The organism is Salinimicrobium oceani (assembly GCF_012037645.1).
In genome coordinates this window covers 1-489 of the sequence record NZ_JAAVJR010000481.1, presented here as the reverse complement: position 1 = coordinate 489, position 489 = coordinate 1, and the positions used below count along the sequence as shown (strand labels likewise).

The window sequence follows — 489 nt, the reverse complement described above, 5'->3', positions numbered from 1 at the left end:
TGACAGCTCTTACGCATCCCTTATGAGCGGCTTTGAAACAGTAGGATATCAACAATCACCAGATCTTGCTGCACGTTGGCAGGAGCCGGGAGACATCACTGATGTTCCTCTATTATTGGCTTCTCAAAATGATCACACTTCAACCTCTACAAGGTTCTTGTTTGACAATGACTATGTGAGATTAAAAGCTATTACGCTGGGGTACAATCTTCCTCAAAATGTGGTAGAAAGTGTTGGAATGGATAGATTTAGAGTGTACCTTAGAGGGGATAATTTATGGACCTGGCAAAGCCACTCTGGGATCGATCCGGAGCAAAGTTTAGCCGGTACCACTAATAACAGATCTTATATCATGAAGACTGTATCATTAGGATTAAACATTGAATTATAATAAAAAAAGATGAAAAAGTATTTAAACAAATTTCTTTTCCTCCTGACAACAGTGCTTGTACTGGGAGGATGTTCTGAAGATTTCCTTGAGGATCCACA

At 39.7% G+C, this 489-nt stretch carries 1 pseudogene; it reads left to right on the top strand.

The features are described from left to right. Nucleotides 1-391, top strand: a pseudogene (locus HC175_RS17840) (SusC/RagA family TonB-linked outer membrane protein); the annotation flags it as partial. Nucleotides 392-489 lie beyond the last annotated feature (98 nt).